Origin of the sequence: Nonlabens sp. MB-3u-79 (genome assembly GCF_002831625.1) — a bacterium.
GTDB lineage: Bacteria > Bacteroidota > Bacteroidia > Flavobacteriales > Flavobacteriaceae > Nonlabens.
Window position 1 is genome coordinate 470,488 of the sequence record NZ_CP025116.1, and the last position, 26,108, is coordinate 496,595.

The following is a 26,108-nucleotide window of genomic DNA, read 5'->3' on the forward strand; positions in this document are numbered from 1 at the left end:
TCAAAGTTAAGGCTTTATTTGTAGTGACAGCCGAGCAGGGTTTGTAATATTGTAGGAGTATACCATAGCTGCACATTCTGTTTTATTGTGAGAGATCATGGCAGTTTTGCAGGTGGTACACTCTTAGATATCCCGATCTTTATACCCACTTCCCTTAATCATTTGCAGTTTTATAATCAATAGGGAATGCTTTCAATATTTCCCTTGTCAGATCCCATTCATTGAACCCTTGCTTGCCATAATCAAGACCTCTTCTAACGATTACCAGATCATGTGAAGGAACTACAATAACATATTGTCCCCGATTTCCAGCGGTAGTATAGGCATCTTTGGGTACGTCATTACGATCATCTGGAACTAGCCACCATTGTCCTCCATAAAAATTGCCGCGTTCTGCGGTGGAAGGTGCAGGTGTTCTTACAAAGTCTATCCATTTTTGAGTGAGGAGCCTTTCTCCATTCCAAAGCCCATTTTGCTCATAAAGCAAACCAAATCGGGCGAGATCCCTAGCGTTAGTATATGCCTGACTGCTAAAAATAAAATCGCCAAACCTGTCGGTGCTAACGAAAGTATTTCTCATTCCAATTTTGTCAAACAAAGCTTTCCTAGGGAATTCAATATAGGTTTTATCATCACCGAGGGCATTCTTCATCGCCAACACAGCTAGAATTGTATCATAGTTCTCATAGTCCCAGTAAGTGCCTGGTTGTCTGATGAGCCCTCTATTTCTTGCTCCGTTAACGGAGCTTGCTCCTGCCCAATAGGAAAGCCCAGACCCAGTGGCATATTCCATACCGCGACTATCTACCGTATAGAGACCACTAGACATGTTTAATAGATTCCTTAATGTGATATTTGCACGTGGATCATTTTCAGAAGTTGCTTCCTTAGGGAGCCATTCAATTCCCAGTGGTGCATCTAGTTCCATTTTTCCTTGATCTACCAACATACCTATCAAGGTCGCCGCAATACTCTTGGCTGTCGACCATGTTCTTGTTTTGGTGTACAGGTCAATACCATCTGCATACCTTTCATGAATGATCTGACCTTTGTGAACAACAATCAAACTGAGCGTGACTTGCTCAGGAGATTCCCTTTCAAATGACCATTTTGAAGCTCCGGTCAATAAATCTGCATTGATATACTTTGGGAGCTTTTGCTTTTTCACGAAATCACCTTCAGGCCAAGGTATAGCAGTAGGATCGCCGGTAAGTGCAGGAAGGCTTTGTATAGGAAGATCGTCAATTATATCAAATGATTGGTCTGGTGCTAGAATGATACTGCCAATTCCTTCTCTGAATACTGCGCGCATCACCGGAGTATCTTCGGTAGAACCGATGGTGACCGTTTTTCTATCCCAATCTATCATATAGTCTCCACCCTGTGCCGTTCCAATAGGTTGTTTTAGATATTTAAGCTCCTGATCGTAGATTTGCTCAAGAGTTCTGTTAGAAGTGAAAAGCCCATTACAAGTGAGAATTGCTTGAACCCCGTATTGAATCATTTCCCTATTAGACTTTGAATAATCATAAGATTCTAACTGCTGCGTATACCCTAGATAGTTAGAACATATTAGGAAAGCGACGAGTAGATGGATTTTTTTCATTGTTTCTAAATTTTTTGGATGAACTATAGATAGCTAAGGGTTTATACAGTCTCAAATATAATCTATAGAACTTTCCTGTTCTAGATAAAAGCGTACTTCTAGTCATGCAGGTGGTGTGGTAATTGTCTTTTGCTACAGCAGCTGGGCGTTGTTGTAAGCCCACATTTTTACTATTCTTTTTGTTCTATAGTTCTGTACCTGTGGCCGCACAACTGAATGCTGCAGCTATTCTAAATTAGGTGCACGCAATTATACTATCCTTTTGTTGCTGGTTGGTATGGGGTATACATCTATTTCAAAATTTTCCTCTTATAGCTTTCCCTTATTCCTAAAATTCAAGCTCTCCTTTTTATCTGCTCTTACTACTGGTATACTATCGTTTCTCTTTTTTTCATTGATCCCCTAAAAACAGCTAAAAACCCTTTGATCCTGCAAGATTTATCTATGATTAATAACCACTAAACATTTTAAAAGTGCAATAATAAAAGATTTCATGTAAGGATGTTATTTATTGATTTTATTATAAACGCATTAAAAAAATTGAGCTTGTCAATCCTCATAGATGAGGCTATTTGTCCGTACTTTGTTTTTGGTATGCACATAAAAAAAGCCCATCTTTTATCAAGATGGGCATCAATATAATATTTAGTTTCTTATTTGGCAATGCGTCCTGCAGACTCCATAACAAGATAAGCAGTTTCTGCCTCAATTTTAAATACATTACCCCATTGACCTCTAACCATTGTGTTGTTAGTTGTGTCTAAAGAAGTCCAGTTACCATAAGCAATTGATATTGAATCTCCAAGATATGTATATCCTAGAATATTAGCGTCCAAAACCATTCCATCTGTTAAATCTAGAGAGGCTTTAATGTTGTCACGCCCTACCACAATACCTTGCTTATAACTTATATTTTGAATTGCATTTTCTGTAAAAAGCATGGATAAACCATCCGCGTCTTTTTTGTTAACGCCCATAATATAACCAGCTATAGAAGCTTGTATTTTGTCAAAATGAAGCTCTTTAGAAACAAAAGATTTATCTAGTGAAACCACTTCGTTGCTAAGTGTGTCTGTTACCTGAAAATCTCTATGTGCAGATTCTAGCAAAAATTTAACCTTACCATCTTTATACTGGTATACATTACCCCACTTACCACTTTCTAAAGTTACATTGTTTGCATCAGAAATTTTAAAAGTTCCAGCTCCTATCAATATATGATCAGATACCAAACGAGTTTCTAAAATAACCACACTAACTTGGCTGTTTTTAAGCTCACTATCTTCTGAAAAGGTTTTTGCAAATGAGTTTTTTATAGCCTCACCGCCCACTATTGGTCCTAAAGAATTAGAGATCACTCGTACGGCATCATTTGTAAACTCTCCAGAAAGAGCAGGTGCATCTCCCGAATTCCAAAGCTCTATAAATGAATCTGTAGACTGAGACATTAGCGCTTTAGCGTCTAAATTTTCAACAACCTTTTGCTCTTTGTTTTTACAACTAACTAGGATAAGTAGCCCTGATAAAAGGCCTATGCTTACTATTTTTTTCATTATAAATAATTTAATTAATACAAAGTAAATTTAATGAAAAAAGCACAATTGTTAATTAATTGATATTGATCTTATTAGACTCTTCCCCATTATAAATTGGTGTTGAAGAAGGTTGGAATTAGCTTTGTGCTTCAATAAAATTTATAAGGTGGCGGGAAATCGTTCTTCTTCTTCTTCAATTCGGGTACCGATTCCTCAAAAGCGGTAAAGAATAGGATGTGATTTTGATTGGAATGTAATGATCGTTTGCAACAACAATTAATTCTTAGCTTCCTTTTTATTTGCTCTAATTATCAAAAGCATGGATGCTATAACTAAGACGCTTGATACTATCGACATCCAAAATCCACGGTCAAAAGCTTCCGAAAACATAAAATCCCCAATTATTAAAATGGCACTTGCGATAATTAATAGTAGAGTTAAGTTTTTTTTCATAATCCAGTTTTTAAATCCACTTCAAGACTTCCTTTATTGTTTTTTTAGCCATACCCTAATTTCTTTTCGTAAAGAAACTTCAGGTTTTGGCAACGGAATTGTTTTTCCAAATTGTTTACTTCTCGTAAATTTTGAAAATGTAATTTTATGTTTTTTCCAGACGTCTGGATACAATTCTAAGAACCTATTAAAAAAACTTTGTTCCGTAATTTTTCCTTCTATTTTAGATAGTACTTCTTTAAATTTTTGCTCTTGCTCTAAAATCATTTGCTTCTTTTTCAGTAATAAATAAAACTGGTGGTAGTTTCTAATTTTATGGACCTCTTTTTAATTGTTGACAAAGGCCTTGTGTATAAAACCTAGCGTGCAAATTATAAATATATTTTCGATTAAGCACGAGGCGAGTTTTAAAATCATTCCACCCTAACAGTTGCGCACTGCCTTGGACAGTCAGCTGTTTGTTTCTATTTTTTAAATTGGTTATGAGTTTGAGTACATTTATTCATCCTAAATTTACTTTTCCAATTCAACTTTTATTTTTTGTTTTCGGCCAATTGTAAAATACATTATGGCTCCAATTAGGTTAAAAAACAGCACTACTACTATCCATACGAGTTTATCATTCTGATTAAATCTACTTTTTAAAATATCAATCAAAGCTATTAGAGTCGGTATAAAAGCTAACAGCATTGATATTAAAATTACTTTCATTAAAAAGGGATTCATCATTACGAAATATATCATGTTTTCTATTTTAATTTATTTGTGATAATCCTATGTCGGTTTTAAATCCAATTTTTTTATTTCAATCGATTGAACCTCATTATAAACGGCGTGATTAATGAGAAAAAAAACAGAAACCAGTATAAATCCACTAATAACATTTAAAATAGTTTTTTGTTCTAAAATCAGATTAATTGTCAATGGAGAACCTAAAATAATTAGTCCTTCTAAAAGTCTGTTAAATATTTTATGTTCAAATATTGTATCACATTGTTGACATTTTATATTCAAATATCCAAACCAAAGTGACTTTAATAGTACGAAGTATTTGAAATCCGTGTTACAATTATCAAATTTCATTTTTTTAATTTTTTATAAAGGTATTGTGTATGATTAGTGGCGTATATAAGTACCTAATTTAGCAAATACAAACCTAATAGAAAGTCCCCGAGGACTTTCATAAATAGGCGAGGGCTAGTCATTAATTATAAACGGTGTTGTAATTAGTGTTTTATCAGCTTAAAACTATTCATTATCCTCAATGATTCGATATGATTATTTTCATAAGTTTCGTAAAGAGTAACAAAAGTCAAAGTGTAAATTTGTTTATCTATTAAATAAGTGTGAATAATAGTTTTAAACTTATAACCGCTTGCTTCTCCTTCTGCGACAAATTGGTGACACTTTAATCCGTTTTTATTTTTAAGTTCACTAAGTGTGATTTTAGGCTCAGTCAGCATTCCGCTAATTTGTTTTTCCACTAAACCTTTGTACTTTTCAATATTTATAGTTAAATCATTCAGATTCTGCACGATTAAATTTATGTTCTCTGTAAAAACGTCTGAACTCTCAGAGTATGTTGGATAAAGAAAAATATTAGTTCCATTTTCGCCTGAGTCGTTTAAAATCCAATTTGAAGGATGTTCTATTGAATAATTATCCTTCTCATATTTAATGATTTCTTTTAGTTCCTGCGCAACGATTATTAAAGGAAATAATATTAAAGTAAGCAGGAAGTTTTTCATTTTTCAAATTAATTACCAGTAGTTATACCAACTCAAATATAACCTATAGCCATTTAACATATATGTTAAAAGCATACTTCTAGCCATGGATGCGGTGTGGTTGTTAAATGTATAGCATTAAAAAAGGCTGTCTAATTAAAGACAGCCTTTTCAATAATTCAGGAGTCTGCTTTTATTAGTTGCCTGCACTTAATGAATAGCTTCCATTTCCATTAAAGGATTCCAAGGTAATAGTAACCGTCCAATTACCAGGTGTACCAGTGTTAGTAACACCACCAATAGTATCTGGCGCAGTCGCTCCGTTAATGCTCCTGTCAAGCACTACAGCCCCATTGGCATCGGCAACTACTATTTGAAATGTCCCTGAAGACGTACTCGTTATATCAGCATTATAATCAGCTGTGGTTAAGCTGTTCATCCAATTAATAGTTCTTGAGCCACTACCTCCATCTCCAGTAAAATCTCCCCCTATATCGCCATCAGGCCCTTCATTGACCGTTATATTCACGGTTGGATCATTGTCATCAGAACAAGATGTAAATGCACCAATGAATAGTGTGATTGCTGTTACAATTGTAAGTAGTTTAAAATTTGAGATTTTCATTTGTTTTAAAATTTTAATTATTAAATCAATTATATAACAACTAAGTCCCTCAAATTCCCGGGCTATTATAAGATATTTTTATTGAATTAATTTTAAAGCTCAGAAAATCAGTTGATTATGTTTTTTTTATTTTAAAATACAACAGTGTTGTATTTGGCTCGTGTTGTTCTCACCACAGCTCTTTGTCCCCCTTAGTTTTTTGTTTGATTTTACTTGACGGTAGTTAAAGGTTTAGCTATTATATCAATTACAAGATTGAGAATAATTTATTAAAGTTGAAGTTTGCAATTGATCATTAAAAAGGTTCAGGGAGTTTTGATTGTCGTATAAAGTATAGTCTAACCACAGTTTTAAAAAATCAGTAGTTATTTGTTGTTGTTGCTCTCTAGCAATAGAAGGATTTGAACTACAAAAGGACTCCCCTAAATCGCAACTCAAATTTGAATTTGCAAAATTGCAATGATTTCCATCGATGATTTTTATTTGTGTTTTACATGGAGAAGCTAAGTTGTTATACATAACATCTTGATTTACATCAGCAGGAGCTACACAATCATTCTCCCCAGAGAAAATAAGGGATGGAATGGCAACATTAAAAGCCGAAGATATTGCAGATGGCATTGTTTCAGCTGCGGCAAAATTAACCATTGTATTAATTGTGGAATTATTTTCTGAAGCTAGAAAAGAAGCACCCCCACCCATTGAATGGCCCATTATAGCAGTTTTCGGCAATATGGAATTATGAAATATGGAATTCTCATCTTCACTTTGATCTTGCATTTGAACAGCTAAAGTTTTTAAATCTTTACCAAAATCTTCATGACTAGGAGAAAGGCTCATTTCAGTTGTAGGAAAACAGATGATATAACCTTCAGGGACTAATTCCTCCCAATAATTTTGATAAGATTCCCAGTCCATTAAAAAACCATGACCAAATATGATTACCGGATAGTTTCCTGGTGAAATATTTGTATCATCACCTGGAGTAGCAGAAGGGTAATATATTTGTGTTTCAATATTTCTATCTCTAACATCATCATAAAATACAATCGTTGTATGGCCAATAGTTAAATTCTCCTCTACCATATTTGTATTGGTGTCATCATTACTGCTGCAAGATTGAATTACTATAATTAAAATTATAATTTTGATAATATTAAATATTCTCATAAATAGGGATTTGAATTAATGCTAACTGGTTTTACCCGCTCAATATAACCGAATGCCCATCAACATACAAGATAAAAGCAGGTGGGTATCGCACTTCCAGCACTGTCGCCGGCTGTTGATGCTATTGATAAGGATTTCAAGTATCCGTGGCGCCTTTATATCGCTATAAAATGGAGATTATGGAAGCTCATAGGTTGAATCAAAAACAATTTGACACTCAGGCTGCATTTATAGGCTTCGATACCAATAGGAGCTTTACTAATTTGGATATTCTTAGGTGACCTACAAAATCTCACCATAAAAAGCAGCAAGGCTAATGAGTTCGACAACTCCCCTTCTCTGGAATCCACCAAAGACTTAATTATAAACCGTGTGGCTTATGTCGTTGTTGCTCTTTTCCCCTTTCTCATTCGTTTAGGTCCATACCAAAGCCAAAATCCTGTAATGGTAAACATCAATAAAGAAATACCCATTATAGAAGTATAGAGCAATTTAATCTGATCGCCTGTGGTTCCCAAGTAATAGTCGAGTATGGAACCGTCATGTACTTTTTCAATAAAGTCAGAACGCCTTTCTTCTATATGCAACAGTTTTCCTGTGGTGCCGTCGAGCTGAATGCCCCAAAAATCTTCTGCGAAGATAAACTTGATCATTCCCTTATTCTTTTTGATATCAATTCTATCGAGCTCCTGGGATAAGTCTGTTGACACCGAGTCTCTGAGGACATTACAAGCAATAGTATGTAAACTATCTACCGGAAGCCAATGTTTAAAATCTGTAGAAATACCCGCATATGATTTGGCCTGAATGATACCACCGGTATTTTTTTTCCATCCCAATAATATGCCTGTTACAGAAATAAAGAAGAAGAAAATAAATAAAACCGCTCCTAAAGTCCTGTGAATTTTCCGAATGAATCGTAAGAATTTAGCTTGCTTCTTTACTTTAGTATTCTTCTTCATATAATTTTTTATCGTGTTTTATTTAAATTTTCTTAGACCAAATGTATAAGGATCATTCTGCTTGAATCATCCATTTATCTGAGGTAGTGTGCTGCGACTGGCTTCTCAGTACACTTCTTTTTCCAACAGCATTTTTCATCAAACGCATCAGAAGAATGTAATGTACGAGCTACTAGTTGCGCATTAATTTCAAACTTGCGGTGAAATTAATCAGGTAAGACGGGAAACCCCATGACTTCTGAGTTTTTAGCCTTATCACACCTATGAAACACCTTATAATGATGAAGATCTTCCATAACTGTATGTATAACTAAACAGGTACAAAACTTTATTTTATCTGACAAATCGCACATCACTAATTCCTATTAAAAGAGACCTGTCTTTGACAAGTTTCTGTAAGTTGATCTAATTTAATTTAAGAGCTCCAATACCATGATCCCAAAGTAATTTATTATAGGCAGGAATACTGGTGTTTATCAACTCTTCTGATCTGCTCTTCAGTAATTCCCATTGCTTGTCAAGCTCGTTGAGTCTGTCTTTTGAAGCTTGGCTCACTTTGGGTAAGTCGCTACTGTTTTGATCGATTAGAAAGATGTATTCAGCAGTGAATTTATTTGGGAAATTCTCTACATCATCGTAAGCCTTGGATTTGCGTTGTACCATATCTTCATCCCAAATTTTCAAGTTTTCAAATACAGCTTCACCTTCAGATTTCACATGGCTGTATTTCTTTTCTTCAGGCAATTCCTTTAAAATTTGTGCGATTTGATCTTGCACTTCTTTTAATTTACGAACCCTCCTATGCATATCTGTGAGCCTTGCCTCCGTTGTTGTTTTGAAGTCATGAGTTTCTTGATAATCCTCCTCAGTCACCTCATATAATGGGTTAGGCAATATGTGGAAGATCACCTTAGCTATTTGATCTTCTTGCTTGATGCTAGCAGTATACTCATTAGGCATCGCTTTATGACCTTTATAAGACCCTTCTATATATGCAGTAGGTATTCCTGGCAAACTGGTGTAGTGCATATCCCATACAAAACGGTTCAGCCCAATATTAGTTGTCAGTAAAGGTTCTGGTGAAGGGCCTCCAGGATATTCTAAATAATTAGGATCCTCTTTAGAACTGATCCTCCGTACCAAATTTCCTTCTTTATCTTTAATCTCTAGAGTCAATGCTGTATCCCCGGTGGCAGTAGGTAAATAATAGTAAAAGACAACACCATTAGCAGGGTTAACACCTTGGGAATCGTCTGTGCCTGAGAAGCTGTCTGAATTAGTATTTAATGGACTACTCCAATTTCCTATAATTGCATCTTCTGGTTGAAGTAATGCAAAAGAGGTATCCTCCCCTTTAAACTGTCTTATCAAAGCCAAATCATCTAATATCCAAAAAGATCTTCCCATGGTGGCAATAACTAAGTCGTCATGGCTCACTTTTAAATCGGTGATAGGTGTTATAGGTAAATTCAATTGAAATGCTTGCCATTTTTTCCCTCCATTCCAGGAGATATACATCCCTAGCTCTGTTCCTGCAAAAAGCAAATCTTTTTGCTTGGTATCTTCTCTTACGACCCTAGTGTATGCGCCTGTTGGAATACCCGAGCTGATATTGATCCATGATTTACCGTAATTGGTAGTTTTATAAATAGCAGGGGTATAATCATTGAATTTGAATCTAGTAGTAGCGATATAAGCTGTTGCTTTATCATGTGGAGAGACTTCAATAGAATTGATCAAAGTCTCCGGAAGATTTTTAGGAGTGACATTAACCCAAGTAGCACCACCGTCCTTAGTCAATTGTACCACTCCGTCGTCGGTAGCGGTCCAGATCACTCCTTTTTCATAAGGTGACTCCACCACATAAGCTAGTGTGCCATAATTCTCTGCTCCTACCGCCTCATTTGTGTAAGGCCCTCCGCCTTTACCTTGTTTGTCTTTTTCATTCTTGGATAAATCAGGAGAAACTTCTTCCCAATTGACCCCCTTGTCTCTAGTACGCAATAACATTTGTGCCCCGTGGTAATAGGTATCTTCTTCATGTTGTGACCAAATTATGGGAGCATTCCAGTTGTACCTGTATTTCATGTCTTTGGAATCTCTTCCTAAATACTGGATAGGAGCAGCCATAACCTGTGTACTGGCGTTTGCTTCGGTATCTAATATTTCAATAGTACCTAAATAACTACCTCCCATAACATATCTCGGATCATCAGGATCGAAAGCTAAAAAAGCGCTTTCTCCACCCGCTGAAGCCGACCAATTCTGTTGATCTATACCTCCACTACCAAGTGCAAGACTGCTAATTTTAACAGAAGAATTATCTTGTTGTCCACCGTAAATATGATAAGGAAACTGATTATCTGTATTCACTCTATAAAACTGCGCCGTAGGCATTCTGTTTTGAGAAGACCAGGATCCTCCAGAATTATAAGACACCGCTGCACCACCGTCGTTTGCGATGATCATGTTTTTACTGTTGTCTGGGTTGATCCAAAGATCGTGATGATCTCCGTGGGTCCCTGTTATGGTTGCCCAAGTGTTTCCACCATCTATAGAATGTTGTGCACTGGCATTAAGTACATATATTTTTTCTTCATCATTAGGGTCAATAAACAACTCTATATAGTACCAAGCTCTTTGAATAAGACTGTGGTCTGAAGATACTTTAGACCACTTTTCTCCTGCATTATTAGAAACAAATAAACCCCCTAACTCTTTATTAGAATCACTCTCCACTAAAGCATACACTTTGTCGGAGTTGGAACGACTCACTGCTATGGCCATTTTACCTTTCTCTTCAGGTAAGCCATCGTGAATTTTATTCCAAGACACTCCTCCATCGGTAGTTTTGTAAAGCCCACTTCCAGCACCTCCACTGATCACTTTCCAAGGCATACGCTGGTGCTCCCACATCGCCACATACAGGACCAAAGGATTGTTATAATCCATTGACAACTCAGCAGCTCCGGTTAAATTATTCACATATAACACTTTACTCCAGCTGGCGCCACCATCCACCGATTTAAAAACACCTCGGTCTTTATTAGGACCATATAAAGCTCCTTGAGCCGCTACAAAAAGAATATCTGGATTTTTAGGATGTATGACTATTCTCGATATGTGTTGAGTCGCTTGTAGCCCCACGTAATTCCATGTCTTACCTGCATCAGTAGACTTGTACACACCATCTCCATATGATGTCATTACAGCTCTAGGTGCATGCTCTCCCATTCCTACATAGACGATGTTGGGGTCACTTTCTGAAACTGCTACTGCTCCCACAGAACTGGTTTTAAAAAACCCGTCTGAAATATTTTCCCAGAGTTGACCACCATCTTCTGTTTTCCACAGCCCTCCGCCGGTATTGCCCATATAGTAAGTCATAGGGTCTCCGACTACACCAGATGCAGCAACAGATCTTCCTCCTCTAAAAGGGCCTATATTTCTGTATTTGACAGCTTTAAAAACAGAATCCATAGACTGTGCAAAGGATGCTGAAACTATAAAAAGTGCAAGTAAAAAAAGGTTTGTTTTTTTCATGGTTGGAACTTTAGGTCTCGTGTATTTTGATGTAATCAAAAACAAATTCAAACTTAAGGAAAACTATCTAGCCATTATTCAACACAAATCATAATGTTTACCCGCGATTTTAGAAATAAAAGGTAGTACATAAAAAGGGCACAACGCCTGCTGTCAAGTATACGCCTGGTCGGAAAGAGCCTTTTAAAAACCAGGCTCCCATTACCTACCTTGAAGATTACCTGCAATGGCTAACTTGTTTTTATAAACCCAAACAGACAGGGTGTTTATCTAACAGTTGCGCTTCTGTGGAACCTGGATAAACCTTCATCTTCTTTATAACTTTATAGAAGTATCCTTTTTACCGCTTTAAATTTTGGGCTTGAATAGATATCAGGTTGAAGAATAGAACTAAAATGAGTAAGGGTGTTATACCTCAGTTCTTCTTAGAAGAATAGCTCTTGTAATAGCAGTATCTCTAGTTACCTTTAGACTGGAGGTATTTAACCCCTAAAAAGAAAAAGAAAAGTATAGGAATCGCAAAAACAAAGTACATTCCAAAATTTTTCAACCCAAAATAAGCAAGTAAAAATGCTGATGGAACTCCGATAATGGGCAACAATTTGTTCTTGTTCATATATCTAGTAGGTGGCTCATTCTATTGATCATTTCATTTCAAATTCTCTGGCAATAGGACATAGATCGATGACTTAGAATTGTTCTTCCCTTGCAGATACACCGTATGAATGCCTTACTAAGTCAATGACCTTCCACCAAAATAAACGAATAAAAATCTACAATCGGTACTCCTTATGGAGTGCTCGCACTCACCTGAAGCGTTTTTCCATTATAGAATTTATGGCCAGTCAATGCAAAATCCATAATATAACTCGCCATTTCTGTTGCCGTTAAGGGTGCTTTATAACCTGGAAAGGCTTCTTCCAACATTTCGGTTTGTACCGCTCCTAAAGCAAGTGTATTGAAGTACGGTCCGTTTTCTTTGTACTCTTCAGCTAGGAGTTCAAACAAGGTGATGACCGCTGCTTTGGCACTGGAATAAGCAGCAAGCCCTGGGAATTTTGCACTTCCTTGAATACCTCCCATAGAACTGATAGCAACTACATGAGTTTGTTTATTCATAGCCGGCATTAAAGCTTGTGTCAAAGCTGCTACTCCAAAAACATTTACCGCATAGCATTGCTGAAAATCTGCTGGGGTGAGTTGTTCAAAGGGCTTGTTCACTAACATTCCTGCGTTGTGAATCAAAATATCAATGCGGTCCCATTTATCCAGTAGGTTCTTAGCCGCAGCGTCTATACTGGACTGCGCACTCAAGTCGGTGGAAATCGCGTGTATCGAATTGTTCTCTAAGGCTTGGATAGTATCTATCTTTCGCGAAAGCGCTACCACCTCATGTCCAGCATTTGCTAATAACTGAGCCAGTTCAAATCCGATCCCGCGACTGGTTCCTGTAATAACTATTCTTTTACTCATTGGTAGTAGGGGTTAATTTCAATTGTTCTGCGTTCACTACTTTAAAGATTCCTGGCATCACCGCATCAACTAATTGTGCCATATGAATCGTATTAACTTGAGAAATATCATCTCCTACTTGATGGTAGTGGTCAAAATTGGTAAAGTCAAAAGTGCTAAAGGTTTGTGATGGCACATTAAATTCTTGAAAGAACGCATAGTTATCTGATCTCTTAAACAAATTTAATTGTGCTGCCTGGTCTAACTTTCCAGTCACTACACGGTCTTTATTTGCTTCATTAAAAACAGTCGCCATATCAGAACTATCATGTCCTGACAGATATGCGATATACGGGCGGTTTACCATAGGCGTACCCGTCATTTCAAAATTGAGCATCGCAACGACATTCACTCCTTCTTTTTTCATGCGCTGCGCTAAGTGCTTAGAGCCTAATAAGCCTTTTTCTTCAGCAGAGAAAAGTGCAAAAACAACCGTTCTTCTATTAAAGTCTAACTTTCTAAAATTTGCTGCTATAGCAAGTACAGTTGCTGTCCCTGTGGCATTATCATTAGCACCGTTTGCAATACTGTCTCCAGCAACGGCTTGTATCATTCCTATATGATCATAATGAGCTCCTATAACTACTACCTCATCCATTAAACTCTTATCGGACCCAGGAATCATAGCGATAACGTTAAAGGCTTCTTGTTCGTTAACTTCAAAATGATCCATATAAGATCCTTTATAAGGCAAAATACCTATCTGAGAAAAACGCTCCGAAAGGTAAACCGCTGCTTGTTCTATTCCTTCAGATCCCGTATCGCGACCTTTTAATTCATCACTTGCTAAATATTCTACATCCAGCGCGATTTGAACGGCACTGGCTTTAGGCATTTTGATTTCTGTGAGTTGGCTCATATTATCAAGAGCCTGCCCCATCTTGTCAATTCCCTTGGAAGAACTACAAGCACATGTAATCGCTGCGATGAATAGAAGTAATAGTGTTTTTTTCATGATGATTTTTTAAGTGGAGTAAAGATAGTATATAGACTTTATTTTAGGAAAGTAATTAGATATGGTTTTGAACAGCCCGATTCTTTTACCCCAACGGTAAAAAGCAGGCCTTAGCTCTTTCCAAGAATAGGATTTTTACCAACTAAATCTAGAACTCCCTAATTTTCCTGAACTCTGTATAGTTTGAGTTGAATTCCTATTATGGTTGAAAAACGGAAACAAAAAAAGCCAAATCTCTCGATTCGGCTTTTTTTAAAACTATAAATTATGATGCTATACGTACATCACAATAGGGTTTTCAATATAAGACTTGAAGGTTTGTAAAAATGCAGCTCCTGTTGCTCCATCTACGGTTCTATGATCACAAGCAAGTGTGATTCTCATCACGTTACCTACAACAATCTGTCCTTCTTTTACTACTGGTTTTTGTACAATCGCTCCTACAGACATAATTGCGCTATTAGGCTGATTGATAATAGAAGTAAACTCCGTTATACCGAACATTCCTAAATTAGAAATGGTGAACGTGCTTCCTTCCATTTCTTTAGGTTGCAATTTCTTGTTACGTGCTTTACCAGCAAGCTCTTTAACCTTAGCACCTATTTGTTGCATACTCATCTGGTCTGCAAATGGCAATACAGGTACTAAAAGTCCATCTTCTACCGCAACAGCAACTCCTATATGAATATGCTTTGCAATAATCGTGTTCTTTTCTGTCCATTGCGTATTCACTCTAGGGTGCAATCTCAAAGCCATTGCTGATGCTTTGATCACCATATCGTTAAAACTGATCTTTGTATCTGGCAATTCATTAATTGCTTTTCTACTTGCGATGGCATTATCCATATCCAGATCAAGACCTAGATAATAATGAGGTGCTGTAAATTTAGATTCCCCAAGGCGTTTTGCAATCGTCTTGCGCATTTGCGAATTAGGAACTTCTTCAAAAGTTTCTGTTCCTACAGACACAAATGAACTTGCAGCAGCAGGAGCTGTAGCAGTGCTAGGAGTAAAACTTTCTATATCGCTTTTTACAATACGACCATTCTCCCCAGAACCAGTTACTTGACCTAAGTCAATTCCCTTTTCTTCTGCCATTTTTTTAGCTAATGGGGATACAAATATTCTTCCTCCAGCTGCATTTGAAGCAGGTTGTGACACAGCTGGCGCCGTCTCTTTAACAACTTCTTCTTTCTTTTCAGCTTTGGGAGTTTCTTTTTTAACTTCTGGCGTTGTTTCTTTATTTGGAGCAGCTATTTTTTCCATGCTTATTCCAGAAATATCAGTTCCTTTAGGACCTATAATTGCAAGAAGTGCATCCACCTTAGCAGTTTCTCCTTCTTGAATTCCTATCTTTAATAAAGTACCTGAATTGAAAGATTCAAATTCCATAGTAGCTTTATCGGTCTCGATCTCTGCAAGGATATCGCCTTCTTCTACTTGATCTCCTTCTTTCTTCAACCAGGAAGCGACTGTTCCTTCTTCCATAGTATCACTTAAGCGCGGCATATTTACAACAACCACACCTTCAGGAAGTTCTGAATCAGAACTTTGTTCTTTCTTAGCTTCAGAAGATGCTTCCTCCTCTTGGTCTGTATGCGTACCTTCTGACTGGGTATCTTCTTTAGTGTCTGAGGATGCAGCTCCTTCTAGTAAACTAGAAATATCCTCTCCTTCTTCCCCTATGATACACAATAGTTGATCTACAGGAGCAGTTTCTCCTTCTTGAATACCTATGTATAAAAGCGTACCGTTTTGAAAAGATTCAAATTCCATGGTAGCTTTATCGGTCTCGATTTCAGCTAGGATATCTCCCTCTTCAACTTTATCTCCTACTTGTTTCAACCACGCTGCAACAACACCTTCTTCCATGGTGTCGCTCAATCGTGGCATGTTAATTACCTCTGCCATGGATTATAGTTTTGCTGGTAAAAATGGATAATCTTCTTGCTCATATACGGCGTCGTACATCACATTCTTTTCTGGGTATGGAGAGTCTTCTGCAAACTTCTCACATTCTGCTACTCGTGCTTTAACGCGCTTAGCTGTTGCCTTAAAATCTTCTTCAGTCACGTTGTGGTCGTTCATCAAACGGTCTTTGATCTGAGCAATCGGATCAATTTTTTGATATTCGGCTACCTCGTCTTTAGTTCTGTATTTTTGAGCATCACTCATAGAGTGACCTCTATATCTATAGGTCTTTAATTCAAGAAATGTAGGCCCTCCACCAGAACGAGCTCTTTCAATGGCTTCATGCATTGCTTCAGCTACTTTTTCTGGATCCATTGCGTCCACAGGCCCACAAGGCATTTCATAACCTAATCCTAGCTTCCATATGTCGGTATGGTTTGCCGAACGAGCTACACTAGTACCCATGGCATACCCATTGTTCTCCACACAAAATACTACTGGAAGATTCCAGAGCATGGCCAGGTTAAATGCTTCGTGCAACGAACCTTGACGTGCCGCTCCATCTCCAAAAAACGTAAGCGTTACTGCATCTACACCGTGGTATTTATCACCAAAAGCTATTCCAGCTCCTAAAGGAATCTGTCCCCCTACAATACCGTGACCACCATAAAAACGATGTTCTTTAGAAAAGATGTGCATGGATCCACCTAGGCCTTGAGAAGTACCGGTGGCTTTTCCATAAAGCTCGGCCATAACTCGTTTAGGGTCCACACCCATTCCTATAGGTTGTACGTGATTACGGTAAGCCGTGATCATTTTGTCTTTAGTCAGGTCCATAGCATGCAGTGCACCTGCAAGTATGGCTTCTTGACCGTTGTACAGGTGCAAAAATCCGCGTACTTTTTGTTGAATATAAACTTGCGCTAATTTATCCTCAAATTTTCTCCAGAAAAGCATTTCCTCGTACCAGTTGAGTAAGACGTCTTTAGTGACTTTTTTCATGTAATTGCTTGTTAAGTAGTCTGCTTTCGCGAAAGCGGAATATAAAGATCAAATATAAAGATCATATCCCAACTTTAGTCGAAGCGAAGGACAAAAATAGACGAAAAAACGCTAAGGAAAAACCTATTTTATGGTTAAAATATAACGCAAACGTTATAGATATTTCTTATCAAAAACAAGTGGTAGTAAATCGCGTAGAGAATGAGACTTCAAAACATTACCTGCAGCACCCATAAAATAGAGCTCGATATCCTTATCTTGATTGTTTTCATACTCGGCAATAGATTGCCTGCAGGCGCCACAAGGCGGTACTGGTTTGTGAAAAGAATCATCTTTAGGGCTTGCTGTAATAGCCAGTTTTAAAACAGCAACACCAGGATATTGTGCTCCAGCTGCAAAAATTGCTACACGCTCTGCACAAAGTCCCGAAGGATAAGCAGCGTTTTCTTGATTGTTACCGGTAACGATCTCGCCATTCTCTAAAAGCAAGGCACAACCTACAGTAAAATTAGAATAAGGCGCATAAGCACGGTGACGGGCTTTTACAGCCAACTCCATTAAAGAGAGGTCATTTGCGGCCAGCTCTTCTTTGTTGTCGTAGACCTCTAAGGTCGTATGTATTTCTAGCTTTTTAATGATCTAGTATTCTGTGAATTCATCACCAAAATTAAAGGTAAGACCAAATCTTAAAGTTCCTTCTAGCGGACTGTTGACGCGACTTGTAGAAAATAAATAAGAAAGATCAATATTGATTTGTGAGAATTCAAATCCCGTACCTAAGGCTAAGAATTTTCTTGCTCCTTTATCGTCTGCCTCATTAAAGTAACCCAAGCGCATTGCAAAAGCATCGTTATAGGTATACTCAAATCCTAATGCCCAAGTAAACTCTCTTATTTCTTCACTAAGACCTCCAGGGGCATCCCCGAATGATTGAAACATTCCAGAGATAAAAGTTACATCATCGTCCTGACCTTCTAAAATTTCACGTGGCGTCCCGTTCCCGTTTGCATCTCCGTCTTCTCTAATCGGTGGTGTAGGAACTAATAATTTATTGACCTCAGCAGTCACTCCTATTTTACTAAAACCATCGTTGAGGATAAAATCAAAACCTCCACCTAAAGCCATATTTGTAGGAATAAAGTTTTCTTGTCCTCCAGCGTCGTAGGATACTTTAGGACCTATATTACTAATATTAAAACCACCTCTCCAGCGACCATTGAAGTTGTCGTAAGCTTCTTCTTCAGACTGGTAATAACCAGAAACATCCACTCCAAAACTATTTGCCGCAGTAGCATCACTATCCACTCCTTGAATACGTAAATCAGATCTTAAAAAACGACCTGTTACCGCCATAGCAAACTGCTCGCTTAATTTGAGTGAGTAGGTACCGTCTAAGACAAATTCATTTGGATTTTCTTCTCTACCTGGATCTGCTGCGTCTTGACGCAATGTGATAGAACCCAAAGAGAAATACCTTAAACTACCTGCAAAAGCACTTTGATCGTTAATTCTATTAGAATAAACCAATTGTGCAATAGCAATATCGTCCACAAGATTTCCTAAATATGGCGTGTAAGCAACTCCAAATTTGTGTTCTCTTGTGCTAAAGGCATACTTAGCAGGATTCCACTGTTGTGACCAGGCATCTGGACTAGTTGCAACACCCATATCCCCCATACCAGCAGCCCTAGGATCTCCTGCAATTCTTAAAAAGGGTAATGCTGTGGTTATGACTCTGGTATCGTTATCCTGGGCCTTACTCAAGCTAGGAAATGCAAATGTTACTACTACAAAAAGTAAGAATATTTTCTTCATTAATAAATTTTATGGGATCGCAAATATATACTAATCCATATTGTTATAAAATAACGAGCTTTTCGATCTTGCTCGCTGACTTGTTAGTTAACGTAGATTTTACGGTAATCTTATACACATAAACACCTTTTCCCAATCGCTGACCAAAATCATCTCTTCCATCCCATGTAATTTCTCGAGAGGTAAAACCAGTCGTTGTAAGATTTTGATTCTTACTCCAGACTACTTTACCGCTTATGGTCATTACTTGTACTTGTACGTCAAGCGGCTCAAAAGGTCGGTTGTGATTGAACCAAAACTCTGTGTAGGTGGTAAACGGATTGGGGTAATTCAAAACTCTAGTCAGCTCGACCCCATCAGATTCTGACACGACAAATTGAATCTCATTCATCGCACTATTGTTATAAGTGTCCCAAGCTGTTACTTTTAATGTATGAAGTCCCGGCGCTATATCTCTTAACGGGAAAAATACTTTCCCTTTAGTAAAATCGTCTTCCTCAGCTTCGTAATAATCGTTTAATATAAACGGATTGGTTTCATCGCCATCTAAAATCCCAGTAATGTCATGACCTATACCACTTGAGGTATTGATACCGTTATCATCATTTAAAAAAGCTAATAAAAAAGGATCCCTATCGGTAATACCGCCAGAAACAAAGTTGGTGTCGTTCATAAACAAGCCTACTTCCGGCCCTATATCATCTGCAGGAGCATTGCGGTTGATACCTCCTATTTGTATGTCTTGAGAAAAGCCATTTTGATCTTCTGGAAGGTTGGTTCTTTTTGCATAAAAAGAAACCCGCCCAGTACCTATAGGAATTTGTGTATCCCTAGGCATGATAAAATCAAATTCAAATTGGCCATTAGTAATCGTTGCCTGACCTCTGAACAATGCTTCTCCCAACTGGCTGAACTGCAATTTTATAACTTCCCCAGGCGGAGAACCTGATCCAGTTTGCTCTCTGGTATTATCATTTGCCAGAGTTTCTCGATTGATATCTTTATCAAAAACAGTTGCAAACAAAGTACCCTCATAATCATCGATACGCGTACCAGATAAGGTTTGCACCTCGCCACCTAAAGTCACCCGATCCAGCGCTTTAAGCACATCGGTATTGGTCGCAATCGGATTTCCGTTTACGGTGTTCAATACGACACGAGGTTTAGGGAAAGCTAGTTTTAAAGCAGGATCGCCTACAAACGCAATTACGCGACGAGTAGAATTAGATTGAAAACGAGGATCTGTTTTAGAAAGCCTTAGGGCTTCGGCCATAGAAACCGGCTCTACATTATTATAACTGAACAAATATTCATCTATAATATTATTAAATCCTGCACCTACATTTACAAAAATCAATCGGTTGGTTGCTACCGATGCTATCGCTCCACCTCGTGGATTTAAGTAAGTCAACTCACCGCCACTTACTCGTAATGGATTATCATAGCGTGTGAATTCACAAGTGACGGTTATAAATAAAGGCAGTGTGTTTGGATTGCGCAGATTTTCTACCAAGGATTGCGTTATGACAAACTCTCGTGCCAGACCATCTTCATTTCCATGACCAAAATAATTGATCACCAAAGAACCTTGTTCAAAAGCATCTTTAATATCATTTACCGCATCGGGATATTTAGGCCCCCCTGCGGTACTGAATTGCTGGTAACTATCCAATAGGATTTTATTGATATTGTAGTCTGGTCGGTTGGCAAAAATTTCATCCCCGAGATCATTTACGTTTTCTTGTAAAATACCATCAGAAGCTATATCTACATCGTCTCCTATCAACGTAATATTATTCCTCCATTTATTAAAAGCAGGCTCTGCGGTATAACTAATCACCTTGTCTACCATTTCCCTAGCTTCTTGTAGATCACTCACAATCATTCGACCTACCGCAATATCCATGAGATTACTTGCCGTAACAGCACCTTCTCCATCATCCATAAAAACATAAAAATCATCTGTACAATAGGAAGTGGTTAAAGAAGTACTCTCTACCGAAAAATAGGACGGCACAATATTATCTCGTACTCTAATTCTGTCTTTATAATCATAACTCGCATCACCGAATAGATTCAAATATTGAATCCTATTTGCTGGCGAGGAAGCATTGTCATATATGTAACGTACAAAATTTCTAATCGCACTGATATCTTGTCTTCCTTCTGAGAACTCATCGTAGATTTCTTGCAACGTAACCACTTTAGTATTGAGGTTGTTTTCAGTGATGTGATAGTTAGCCAGTCGTTGTGCCTCAGATCGCAAAAATTGTGGGGTTACAATGAGGTAATCGATATCGCTAAAGTTTCCAGAACGATCATCAAATATAGTTCCCTTCAGATTTTGATTTGCGACACGGCTGTTACTTATAGAAACTACATTGTAGTAATCAGTGTTATCTACCGCTACATAGTCTTTGGTCTCGCCACCAGTATCTACAAAAGAAAAAGCAGCACTTTGAGCCGTATTAGAAACCTTACGCACGTTATAAGGATCTGACACATCCCAAACCTCATTGATCTCTGAAGCATTAGAGAATTGGTAGGCTACCACCCCGGCTTGAGATGAAGCATTGGGAACCGTAAACCTAAACTGTTCCCCTACCCCAGTAAGACTTTGAGGCACTTCAAGACTTATATAATCCAGATAACCTGAAGCACCTGGATTTCCATTATTATTATAAGAAACAGTAACTGTAACAGCACTTGAACTGAGGTTCGTATTGTTATTTAAAAAGTTGGCACGACTTGCAGCACGTATATTTTGGCCAGCTATCCCAGAGAGATTGGAGCTTCCTATAGCCTGCCCGTTCACGTTAAATGACATAGAAGTAGCATTATCTGCTACAGCGCCCGTAGTGATTCTAATTCTTGCTGGTAACGTACTAACTACATTTTCAAACTCAAACTCAAAAGACTGCTCTGGCTCAAAGTCAAAACGCTCTCCATACCAGATGCGACCTATAGAGGCAATATTTCTTTCATCTACTTCATAGTGGTGCTTTGCATAATAATAGTCATAAGTAACCGCAGCGACGCCAGTAGGTTGAATAAGCGGTAAAATACGTTTCCCTACCGCACCATCTACCGTGATGTAGTAATAAGAATCATCTGTATAGGGATTGATAAAACTATCGTTTTCTGCTACATAATCAGAATCGGTAGCGGTACCATAAAACAGTACTTGATCATTATTATCAAAACGACCGTCAGTAGATCCAGTTACCGTAATAGCAATCTCTGGCGCATCATAAAACTGCTCATCACTATTGATCAGAGGCAAAGATGTACCACCATGACCATATATTTTAATTCGTGCAGGGTCAATCCGACTCACATCTATTCCTAAGTTAGAAAGAAAAGAACTGTTGATGCGATTCACTCCCGTTTTAGCTACTTTAAATCGGTACCAGTCTCCAGAGGCTAAAATGGAGTTGCCAAAACTCGCATTCTTGGTCGGAGTAGAAAAAGGGGCATATTCATAAGAATAATTAAACGAGAGTACCTTTTGGTACTGATTTCCTTCTTTATAGATCGGGGAGATGTTCAGTTGAGCATAATTACGCTTTCGCGAAAGCGCATTTCTCAAAGAATATTGTAATCCGTCAGGAATTTGTGAACGATCCAACTGCCCTAATTCCGAAATTCTGAGGTTTTGGGTCTTTAAATTGGTGATCTTGATAGAAAACTCGTCCACCCGTTGATTGACCTGATAACTTTTTGACCAAAGTAAATCTTCACCATTAAAAACGTGATTTTGGTTAAAAAAGGGAACCTCTAGCTGCTGGTCTCCTATGTCAAAAGATGTAAATCCTTGCCATTGAACGGACTCACTACCGCTCTGAGCTAGCGCCACACCACTTAAAAAGAAGATTATAAAGTATAATAAATGCCTCATCGATAGTCTAACGGTCCTTACGAGTAATTAGTATGTAAATAAAATTCACAAAGTTTTACAAAGTCGAATAATAAATGCCTTTCATCGACGTTTAATATGCTTGAACGACAAATGTAATGCGAATAATGTTAATTAATGCTTTCGTATTTGAGGGAAATAATTATATTGCGAATCATTTTTCAAAACAAATTTCCAAAATGAAGAAGTACTTTGCAGTAAAAGCAGTCTTTGCTCTCTTATCCGGTATGGCTATAGTGAGTTGTGGTGGTGGTGGAAGCGACTACACCAGCACATCTCGTGGAACCGGTTGGGACGTAACCGGTAAAAACGGATTTGAATTAAGCACTAAATATAAAGAACAGGATACGGGACCCGGTCTTGTATTCATAGAAGGTGGTACATTTACCATGGGCCGTGTTAAAGATGACCCTATGCACGATTGGAACAATACTCCTAATCAACAGCACGTGCAATCTTTTTATATGGATGAAACAGAAGTGACTAACGGGATGTATCTAGAGATGCTAGAATACATCAAAGCCGTTTTCCCTGCTGATGACGAAGCATACAGTAAAATCTATAATGGAGCTGTACCAGATACTCTCGTTTGGAGAAACCGTTTAGGTTTTAATGAAGAAATGACAAAAAACTATTTGCGTCACCCTGCATACCAAAACTATCCTGTTGTTGGAGTAACTTGGATTCAAGCTGTTGAATTTGCTAACTGGAGGACTGATCGTGTGAATGAACTAATTCTTAACGAGCAAGGCTACACTTCTAAAAATGCTCTTACTGCAAATCAAGGCTCGCAAGAAGTCTTCAATACAGAAACATACTTAGCTGCTCCTACTTTAGTTTATAAAGGAGATTCAACAATTACAATGGGAGGTAAAAGATCTGCTGCAGTTGTAAAAAAGAAAGAAGCAAGAGCCGCAAAAGATAGTACGCTACAAGTGAAAGGACTTTACGTGACAAGAAAAGATGGTATTCTTTTACCAGCTTATAGATTACCTACTGAAGCCGAGTGGGAATATGCTGCCTTAGGATTAGGAAGTTTACGTGAGTACAATTCTTACCGAGGTAGAAAAAAATACCCATGGGATGGACAGTACACCAGAAGTGGAAATCGCAAAACACGTGGTGATCATTTAGCTAACTTTAAGCAAGGTGATGGAGATTACGGAGGTATCGCTGGATGGAGTGATGACGGTGCAGACATTACTGCTCCTGTAAAATTCTACGAACCTAACGACTTTGGAGTTTATGAAATGGCCGGAAACGTTTCTGAGTGGGTTGCTGATGTATATCGACCTATGATAGATGACGAGTTTAACGACTTCAACTACTACCGTGGTAATGTGTATACAAGAAATAAAATTGACAATACAGGTAAAGTCGCTATAGTTGATAAAGTAGATATAGATGAGATTCCTTATCAAACCTTAAGCAACGGTAAAGTGATTGCTCGTGCCTTACCAGGTGAAATAGAACAAGAAGCGATCGATGAAGACGAGACTTACTTGAGAACTAATTTTGATAGAAGTGATAACCGTGACTTCCGTGATGGTGATGCACAGTCCACAAAATATTTTGCTTCAGACAAAACAACGCAAAACAATCCTGAGAACAGAATGTACAACTCCCCCGTACACAGTGCGAGTGTTGATTCTACAGGTACTCTAGACCGTCAGTATGATACAGATTCCAACAGAACTTCCCTTATCAACAACGAGGTAAGAGTTATCAAAGGTGGATCTTGGAGAGACAGAGCCTACTGGTTAGACCCTGCTTCCAGAAGATCTTACCCTCAAGATATGGCAAAGGATGACTTGGGTTTCCGATGTGCGATGTCAAGAGTTGGTTCTAAAGCTAAAAAGACAAAAACTCCTCGATAATTAAATCGAGTACTTTTATAATTGTAAAGAAGCCCTTATTTTAAGGGCTTTTTTAGTACCCAAAAAATGAACTTTTATGACCGACCAGATTCATCAAATATTCCTTAAATCTACCGGAGTAAATACAGACACCCGTACCATAGAAAAAGGACAAGTATTCTTTGCCCTTTCTGGTGAAAATTTTGATGGCAATCTTTATGTAGAGGAAGCTCTTCAACAAGGAGCCGTTCATGCAGTAAGTACCGATTCCAAATGGAATGAAGATGATAGAGTAACCGTTGTAAAGGAGGTGCTGGAATGTTTACAGCAACTCGCGACGTTGCACAGACACCATATCAATATACCCATCATAGCACTAACGGGTAGCAATGGTAAAACAACAACGAAAGAACTCATCATAGCCGTTTTATCCACTCAATTCAAGGTAAAAGGAACCGAAGGAAACCTTAACAATCACATAGGGGTGCCTCTTACCCTACTTTCATTGAACTCCAGTCATCAGATAGGCGTTGTAGAAATGGGAGCCAACCATCCCAAAGAAATAGCCGCTTTGTGTGAGATTGCGCAACCTGATTTTGGTCTAATTACTAATTATGGCAAAGCCCACTTAGAGGGTTTTGGCGGTGTAGAAGGTGTTAAAACGAGTAAAAGTGAGCTGTATGATTACTTAAGAAAGTCAAAGGGTACAGCTATTATTGGAAGATGGGATCCAGAACAGATCGTAAGATCAGCTGGGATTCACCAAGTATTCACCCCTGAAAACACCAGTTTGTATTCAGAAACACCCTTTGTTACATTTATCACAGAAAACAACTTGATTAAAACACATCTTACAGGGGCATATAACTATCACAACGCACTCTTTGCGTTTGCCATAGGGCTTCTAATGGATATGAAGCCAAAAAACATTGTTGAAGGAATAGAAAGTTACATTCCTAAAAATAATCGCTCTCAGATTATTGAAGTGGGAAAGACAAAAATCATTCTCGATGCCTATAATGCAAACCCAAGCAGCATGAAGGTGGCTATAGAAAATCTAGCAGCTCAAGAATACAAGCATAAAGTAGCTATTTTGGGAGACATGTTTGAACTAGGAGCATATGCCTTAGAAGAGCATCAAAACATGGTCAACCTTACAGAAGATTTAAAAATAAATGATGTTTTCTTATTAGGAAAGCACTTTAGTAAATCCACAACGGGTTATGCGGTACCATTTAAAAGTTTAGATGATTTCTGTGAATCTTATAAAATAAACACTGACAAAGAGCAAGTTATATTAATAAAAGGATCCCGAGGAATGGGCTTAGAGCGCCTATTAAAAGACCAAGAATGGTATTCTTAAAATCTTTTAAAAAAAAATAGAAAAAAGCTTTTATCAAATCAATAATTACGTAAATTTGCCATCGCTTACGAGCAAAAGGTACCTTAGCTCAGTTGGTAGAGCAAAGGACTGAAAATCCTTGTGTCCCTGGTTCGATTCCTGGAGGTACCACAAAAGC

General features: G+C 37.9%; 19 protein-coding genes and 1 tRNA gene. 3 read left to right on the forward strand and 17 right to left on the reverse strand.

Features of this window, described 5'->3' with window-relative positions; genetic code table 11:
* Positions 1-154 precede the first annotated feature (154 nt).
* From CW736_RS02140 to porU, 17 genes are all read right to left on the reverse strand, one after another.
* Positions 155-1,606: a serine hydrolase domain-containing protein gene (locus tag CW736_RS02140; protein ID WP_101012343.1), complete on the reverse strand. Its 1,452-nt coding sequence runs from the start codon at positions 1,604-1,606 to the stop codon at positions 155-157.
* Between the two features lie 653 nt (positions 1,607-2,259).
* A complete protein-coding gene (locus CW736_RS02145; protein ID WP_101012344.1) occupies positions 2,260-3,159 on the reverse strand; it encodes a hypothetical protein in 900 nt (299 codons plus the stop codon).
* Between the two features lie 258 nt (positions 3,160-3,417).
* Positions 3,418-3,594, reverse strand: a complete 177-nt coding sequence (locus CW736_RS14000) for a hypothetical protein (RefSeq protein ID WP_157810865.1) — start codon at positions 3,592-3,594, stop codon at positions 3,418-3,420.
* Between the two features lie 33 nt (positions 3,595-3,627).
* A complete protein-coding gene (locus tag CW736_RS02150) occupies positions 3,628-3,861 on the reverse strand; it encodes a hypothetical protein (RefSeq protein ID WP_101012345.1) in 234 nt (77 codons plus the stop codon).
* Between the two features lie 246 nt (positions 3,862-4,107).
* Entirely contained in the window at positions 4,108-4,338 is a 231-nt protein-coding gene (locus tag CW736_RS02155) for a PLD nuclease N-terminal domain-containing protein (protein WP_198519329.1), read from the reverse strand.
* A 482-nt stretch (positions 4,339-4,820) separates the two neighbouring features.
* The gene (locus CW736_RS02165) at positions 4,821-5,342 is read right to left on the reverse strand and encodes a hypothetical protein (protein WP_101012347.1); all 522 of its coding nucleotides are present in this window, start codon (positions 5,340-5,342) and stop codon (positions 4,821-4,823) included.
* Positions 5,343-5,517: 175 nt separating this feature from the next.
* Complete coding sequence (locus CW736_RS02170) at positions 5,518-5,946, reverse strand: hypothetical protein (RefSeq protein WP_101012348.1); 429 nt, start codon at positions 5,944-5,946, stop codon at positions 5,518-5,520.
* 243 nt (positions 5,947-6,189) lie between these two features.
* Positions 6,190-7,116: an alpha/beta hydrolase family protein gene (locus CW736_RS02175; RefSeq protein WP_101012349.1), complete on the reverse strand. Its 927-nt coding sequence runs from the start codon at positions 7,114-7,116 to the stop codon at positions 6,190-6,192.
* Between the two features lie 377 nt (positions 7,117-7,493).
* A complete protein-coding gene (locus tag CW736_RS02180; protein ID WP_101012350.1) occupies positions 7,494-8,078 on the reverse strand; it encodes a PepSY-associated TM helix domain-containing protein in 585 nt (194 codons plus the stop codon).
* A gap of 405 nt (positions 8,079-8,483) precedes the next feature.
* Positions 8,484-11,621, reverse strand: a complete 3,138-nt coding sequence (locus tag CW736_RS02185; RefSeq protein ID WP_101014996.1) for a VPS10 domain-containing protein — start codon at positions 11,619-11,621, stop codon at positions 8,484-8,486.
* A 789-nt stretch (positions 11,622-12,410) separates the two neighbouring features.
* The gene (locus CW736_RS02190; RefSeq protein ID WP_101012351.1) at positions 12,411-13,094 is read right to left on the reverse strand and encodes an SDR family NAD(P)-dependent oxidoreductase; all 684 of its coding nucleotides are present in this window, start codon (positions 13,092-13,094) and stop codon (positions 12,411-12,413) included.
* On the reverse strand, positions 13,087-14,088 hold the full coding sequence (locus CW736_RS02195) for a M20/M25/M40 family metallo-hydrolase (RefSeq protein ID WP_101012352.1): 1,002 nt from the start codon (positions 14,086-14,088) through the stop codon (positions 13,087-13,089). The genes CW736_RS02190 and CW736_RS02195 overlap by 8 nt, the downstream gene beginning before the upstream one ends.
* Positions 14,089-14,361: 273 nt before the next feature.
* On the reverse strand, positions 14,362-15,999 hold the full coding sequence (locus CW736_RS02200; RefSeq protein ID WP_101012353.1) for a pyruvate dehydrogenase complex dihydrolipoamide acetyltransferase: 1,638 nt from the start codon (positions 15,997-15,999) through the stop codon (positions 14,362-14,364).
* A gap of 3 nt (positions 16,000-16,002) precedes the next feature.
* Positions 16,003-17,001 (reverse strand): pyruvate dehydrogenase (acetyl-transferring) E1 component subunit alpha, encoded by a 999-nt coding sequence (gene pdhA, locus CW736_RS02205; protein ID WP_101012354.1) that lies wholly within the window; start codon positions 16,999-17,001, stop codon positions 16,003-16,005.
* Positions 17,002-17,154: 153 nt separating this feature from the next.
* A complete protein-coding gene (cdd, locus tag CW736_RS02210; protein WP_101012355.1) occupies positions 17,155-17,637 on the reverse strand; it encodes a cytidine deaminase in 483 nt (160 codons plus the stop codon).
* A 3-nt stretch (positions 17,638-17,640) separates the two neighbouring features.
* Positions 17,641-18,816, reverse strand: coding sequence for a type IX secretion system outer membrane channel protein PorV (gene porV / locus CW736_RS02215; protein WP_101012356.1), 1,176 nt, complete (start codon positions 18,814-18,816; stop codon positions 17,641-17,643).
* A gap of 43 nt (positions 18,817-18,859) precedes the next feature.
* A complete protein-coding gene (gene porU / locus CW736_RS02220; protein ID WP_101012357.1) occupies positions 18,860-22,714 on the reverse strand; it encodes a type IX secretion system sortase PorU in 3,855 nt (1,284 codons plus the stop codon).
* Between the two features lie 197 nt (positions 22,715-22,911).
* On the opposite strand from porU, the gene gldJ reads away from it, so the two are divergent.
* The 3 genes from gldJ to CW736_RS02235 all read left to right on the forward strand — a co-directional run bounded on the left by gldJ (position 22,912) and on the right by CW736_RS02235 (position 26,101).
* Complete coding sequence (gene gldJ / locus CW736_RS02225) at positions 22,912-24,609, forward strand: gliding motility lipoprotein GldJ (RefSeq protein WP_101012358.1); 1,698 nt, start codon at positions 22,912-22,914, stop codon at positions 24,607-24,609.
* Between the two features lie 76 nt (positions 24,610-24,685).
* A complete protein-coding gene (locus tag CW736_RS02230; RefSeq protein WP_101012359.1) occupies positions 24,686-25,951 on the forward strand; it encodes a UDP-N-acetylmuramoyl-tripeptide--D-alanyl-D-alanine ligase in 1,266 nt (421 codons plus the stop codon).
* Between the two features lie 77 nt (positions 25,952-26,028).
* A tRNA-Phe gene (locus tag CW736_RS02235) sits at positions 26,029-26,101 on the forward strand.
* Positions 26,102-26,108 lie beyond the last annotated feature (7 nt).

Bases quoted from the DNA above. Each gene is read 5' to 3' on its own strand.
- CW736_RS02165 (WP_101012347.1), bottom strand. From the start codon at position 5,342: ATGAAAAACTTCCTGCTTACTTTAATATTATTTCCTTTAATAATCGTT.
- CW736_RS02145 (WP_101012344.1), bottom strand. From the start codon at position 3,159: ATGAAAAAAATAGTAAGCATAGGCCTTTTATCAGGGCTACTTATCCTA.
- CW736_RS02195 (WP_101012352.1), bottom strand. From the start codon at position 14,088: ATGAAAAAAACACTATTACTTCTATTCATCGCAGCGATTACATGTGCT.
- porV (WP_101012356.1), bottom strand. From the start codon at position 18,816: ATGAAGAAAATATTCTTACTTTTTGTAGTAGTAACATTTGCATTTCCT.
- CW736_RS02155 (WP_198519329.1), bottom strand. From the start codon at position 4,338: ATGATATATTTCGTAATGATGAATCCCTTTTTAATGAAAGTAATTTTA.
- CW736_RS02230 (WP_101012359.1), top strand. From the start codon at position 24,686: ATGACCGACCAGATTCATCAAATATTCCTTAAATCTACCGGAGTAAAT.
- CW736_RS02185 (WP_101014996.1), bottom strand. From the start codon at position 11,621: ATGAAAAAAACAAACCTTTTTTTACTTGCACTTTTTATAGTTTCAGCA.
- CW736_RS02175 (WP_101012349.1), bottom strand. From the start codon at position 7,116: ATGAGAATATTTAATATTATCAAAATTATAATTTTAATTATAGTAATT.
- CW736_RS02200 (WP_101012353.1), bottom strand. From the start codon at position 15,999: ATGGCAGAGGTAATTAACATGCCACGATTGAGCGACACCATGGAAGAA.
- CW736_RS02170 (WP_101012348.1), bottom strand. From the start codon at position 5,946: ATGAAAATCTCAAATTTTAAACTACTTACAATTGTAACAGCAATCACA.
- CW736_RS02150 (WP_101012345.1), bottom strand. From the start codon at position 3,861: ATGATTTTAGAGCAAGAGCAAAAATTTAAAGAAGTACTATCTAAAATA.
- porU (WP_101012357.1), bottom strand. From the start codon at position 22,714: ATGAGGCATTTATTATACTTTATAATCTTCTTTTTAAGTGGTGTGGCG.
- gldJ (WP_101012358.1), top strand. From the start codon at position 22,912: ATGAAGAAGTACTTTGCAGTAAAAGCAGTCTTTGCTCTCTTATCCGGT.
- pdhA (WP_101012354.1), bottom strand. From the start codon at position 17,001: ATGAAAAAAGTCACTAAAGACGTCTTACTCAACTGGTACGAGGAAATG.
- CW736_RS02140 (WP_101012343.1), bottom strand. From the start codon at position 1,606: ATGAAAAAAATCCATCTACTCGTCGCTTTCCTAATATGTTCTAACTAT.
- CW736_RS14000 (WP_157810865.1), bottom strand. From the start codon at position 3,594: ATGAAAAAAAACTTAACTCTACTATTAATTATCGCAAGTGCCATTTTA.
- CW736_RS02190 (WP_101012351.1), bottom strand. From the start codon at position 13,094: ATGAGTAAAAGAATAGTTATTACAGGAACCAGTCGCGGGATCGGATTT.
- CW736_RS02180 (WP_101012350.1), bottom strand. From the start codon at position 8,078: ATGAAGAAGAATACTAAAGTAAAGAAGCAAGCTAAATTCTTACGATTC.